The sequence below is a fragment of the Pinirhizobacter sp. genome (genome assembly GCF_035317885.1).
In the GTDB taxonomy this organism is placed as follows: Bacteria; Pseudomonadota; Gammaproteobacteria; order Xanthomonadales; family Rhodanobacteraceae; genus Pinirhizobacter.
The window spans coordinates 1-3,483 of the sequence record NZ_DATHFX010000215.1; the positions used below are offsets into that span (position 1 = coordinate 1).

Sequence of the window (3,483 nt, forward strand, 5' to 3'; positions counted from 1 at the left end):
GACGTGATTTCCAACGAGATCCTGCTCGAAGCCAATGCCTGGGGTGGCCACCTGGCCGCCTGCGCCTCGGAGGAAATGGACGATCCGCAGCCCATCCCCGACGCCTACCCCAAGGGCCACCACCTGCTGTTGTTCGATCCGCTGGATGGTTCGTCCAATATCGACGTCAATGTATCGGTGGGTACGATCTTCTCGGTGCTCCGCTGCCCCGACGACATCGACGAGGTCCTTGCTGAGCATTTCCTGCAGAAGGGAACCGAACAGGTGGCCGCCGGCTACGTGGTGTACGGCCCCAGCACGCTGCTGGTACTGACCTTCGGCCACGGCGTGCACGAATTCACCCTCGACCGCGAGCACGGCAGCTTCGTGCTCAGCCGCCGCGGCATGACGATCCCCGCGCAAACGTCCGAGTTCGCCGTGAACATGGCAAACCAGCGGCACTGGGAAGCCCCCATGCAGCGTTATGTCGGCGAACTGCAGGCAGGCTCCACCGGCCCGCGCGGACGCGATTTCAACATGCGGTGGGTGGCTTCGATGGTGGCCGACGTGCACCGCATCGTTACCCGCGGCGGCGTGTTCATCTATCCACTGGACGCCCGCATCCGCGAGCAGGGCGGCAAGCTGCGCCTGATGTACGAAGCCAACCCCATGGCCTTCATCGTGGAACAGGCCGGAGGCGCCGCCACCACCGGACGCGAACGCATCATGGGCCTGCAGCCCACGGGCCTTCACCAGCGCGTGCCGGTATTCCTGGGTTCGAAGGACGAGATCGAGGTGGTCACCCGTTACCACCTCGAATCCGACGACAGCCGCACCTGATTCCCCATTCGATGAAATCCCTGCGCACCCTGCCCCTCCTGGCCAGCCTGCTGCTGGCCGGCTGCTTTGGACACGCCGACGTCAAGCCCGTGGCTCCGCCGCCGACACCCGCGAAAATTCGTATCGGCCTGGCACTGGGCGGTGGCGCGGCCAAGGGCTTTGCCCACATTGGCGTGATCAAGATGCTCGAAGCCAGTGGCATCCACCCGGATGTCGTGGCCGGCACCAGCGCAGGCAGCGTGGTCGGGGCGCTCTACGCCAGCGGCATGGATGCCTTCACCTTGCAGGAACAGGCCTTCTCGCTGGATGAAGCGAAGATCCGCGATGTCGGCTTCTTTGGCGGTGGCCTGGTGAAGGGCGAACTGCTGGAAGACTACGTCAACACGCTGGTCAACAAGCGCCCGATCCAGGGCTTAAGCCTTCCCTTCGCGGCCGTGGCGACCAACCTGCAGACCGGCGACCGCGCCGTATTCGTCAGCGGCAACACCGGCCAGGCGGTGCGCGCGTCCAGTTCCATCCCGGGCGTGTTCCAGCCCACCGACATCAACGGTGTGCCTTACGTCGATGGTGGCGTGGTGAGCCCGGTGCCAGTGGACGCCGCCCGGCAATTGGGCGCCGACATCGTGATAGCGGTGGATATCTCGGCCAAGGCCAGCCGTACACGGCCGGAAGGCATGATGGGCGTGGTCGGGCAGTCGATCACCATCATGGGCCAGAAGCTCGGCGAACAGGAACTCGCGCGCGCCGACGTGGTGATCCGGCCGAAGGTGGGCCAGATCGGACCCACCGATTTCGATGCGAAGAACATGGCCATCCTGGAAGGCGAGCGTGCCGCACTGGCGGCGATCCCGGCGATCAAGGCAGCGATTGCGGCGAAGCAGGAGTCGCGTGCGATACCTGCCGGAACGTTCAGTAAATGATTACCGAGCGGATGCTCTTGCCTTCATGCATCAGGTCGAAGGCGTGGTTGATATCTTCCAGGCCCATGGTGTGCGTCACGAACGGATCGATCTTGATCTCGCCGCCCATGTAGCGGTCGACGTAGCCCGGTAGCTGCGAGCGGCCCTTCACCCCGCCGAAGGCCGAACCGCGCCACACGCGTCCGGTCACCAGCTGGAACGGGCGGGTGCTGATCTCTTGCCCCGCGCCGGCAACGCCGATGATCACCGACTCGCCCCAGCCCTTGTGGCAGCACTCCAGCGCCGCGCGCATCAGGTTCACGTTACCCACGCACTCGAAGGAATAATCCACGCCGCCATCGGTGAGGTCGACGATCACCTGCTGGATGGGCGTGTCGGGATAGTCCTTGGGGTTGATGCAATCGGTGGCGCCGAGCATACGCGCCATCGCGAACTTCTCGGGATTCACGTCCACCACCACGATGCGCCCGGCCTTGGCCATCACCGCACCCTGCACCACCGAAAGCCCGATGCCGCCCATGCCAAAGATGGCCACCGACGCGCCCGGTTCCACCTTGGCGGTGTTCAGTACCGCACCGATGCCGGTGGTAACGCCGCAGCCGAGCAGGCACACCTTGTCCAGCGGCGCATCCTTGTTGATCTTTGCCAGCGAGATCTCCGGCAGCACGGTGTATTCACTGAAGGTGCTGGTGCCCATGTAATGCAGCAGCGGCTTGCCGCCCAGCGAGAAGCGCGAGCTGCCGTCGGGCATCACGCCGCGGCCTTGCGTGGCGCGGATCTTCTGGCAGAGGTTGGTTTTCCCCGACAGGCAGAATTTGCACTCGCCGCACTCTGGCGTGTATAGCGGGATCACGTGGTCGCCCACTTTCAGGCTGGTGACGCCCTCGCCGATCTCCTCGACGATGCCGCCGCCTTCGTGGCCCAGGATTACCGGGAAAGCACCCTCCGGATCGGCGCCGGACAGGGTGAAGGCATCGGTGTGGCAGACACCCGTGGCGACGATGCGCACCAGCACTTCGCCGGCCTTGGGGCCCTCAACGTCGATCTCTTCGATGGATAGTGGTTTGCCGGCCTCGAAGGCCACGGCGGCGCGGGATTTCATGGGCTTGAGGCTCCGTTGCAAAGGCGCAAACCCGAATTCTAGCGCACCGCGTTCAGCACCAGCACCCGGAAAATCAACGCCACGATGCCCACCGCCAGCACGCCGCCGGCGTACAGCAACACGAACCAGCCCAGCCGCTTCCACACCAACCGTTTGGTCGCAGGTTTGTCCATCAGTGGTACCCCTCGTCGCCGTGCCGCACCTTGCCGCGGAACACCCAGTACGAAAGCGCCGTATAGGCAAGGATGATCGGCAGGACGATCAACACGCCCACCAGGGCGAATGCCTGGCTGGAGTGCGGCGAGGACGCCTCCCAGATGGTGAGCGACGGCGGGATGATGTTCGGATAGATGCTGATCAACAGGCCGCTGTAGCCCAGGAAGATGATGGCTTGCGTCAGCAGGAACGGCCGCCACTCGTGCGCGCTGTTCGCCCCGCGGATGATCCCGGCCACGCATGCAAGCACCAGGATCGGCACGGGCGCGAAGTAGAGGAAATGCGCGCCGGAAAACCAGCGGTCGGCGATGTACTGATGGCTTAGCACCGTCCACAGGCTTACCACGCCGATGATCGCCAGCAGTGCCAACGCCAGCGGCTTGAGCATCAGGCGCATGCGGCGTTGCAGATCGCCATCGGTCTTCA

The 3,483-nt window shown here is 64.6% G+C and carries 5 protein-coding genes; 2 read left to right on the forward strand and 3 right to left on the reverse strand.

Annotated elements, in window-relative coordinates; genetic code table 11:
• Together VK519_RS06860 and VK519_RS06865 are read left to right on the forward strand one after the other, a co-directional pair.
• Positions 1–819, forward strand: an 819-nt coding sequence (locus tag VK519_RS06860) for a class 1 fructose-bisphosphatase (RefSeq protein WP_324348478.1), incomplete at its 5' end; no start/stop codon positions are given.
• A gap of 11 nt (positions 820–830) precedes the next feature.
• Positions 831–1,739 (forward strand): patatin-like phospholipase family protein, encoded by a 909-nt coding sequence (locus VK519_RS06865; RefSeq protein WP_324348479.1) that lies wholly within the window; start codon positions 831–833, stop codon positions 1,737–1,739.
• On the opposite strand, the gene VK519_RS06870 is transcribed toward VK519_RS06865, so the two are convergent.
• The 3 genes from VK519_RS06870 to VK519_RS06880 form a co-directional block, all read right to left on the reverse strand.
• Positions 1,729–2,841 (reverse strand): S-(hydroxymethyl)glutathione dehydrogenase/class III alcohol dehydrogenase, encoded by a 1,113-nt coding sequence (locus VK519_RS06870; RefSeq protein WP_324348480.1) that lies wholly within the window; start codon positions 2,839–2,841, stop codon positions 1,729–1,731. The two genes, VK519_RS06865 and VK519_RS06870, sit on opposite strands and share 11 nt — an antisense overlap.
• A gap of 38 nt (positions 2,842–2,879) precedes the next feature.
• Positions 2,880–3,014, reverse strand: coding sequence for a DUF2474 family protein (locus tag VK519_RS06875; RefSeq protein WP_324348482.1), 135 nt, complete (start codon positions 3,012–3,014; stop codon positions 2,880–2,882).
• Positions 3,014–3,483, reverse strand: a 470-nt coding sequence (locus VK519_RS06880) for a cytochrome d ubiquinol oxidase subunit II (protein ID WP_324348484.1), incomplete at its 5' end; no start/stop codon positions are given. The genes VK519_RS06880 and VK519_RS06875, both read right to left, overlap by 1 nt.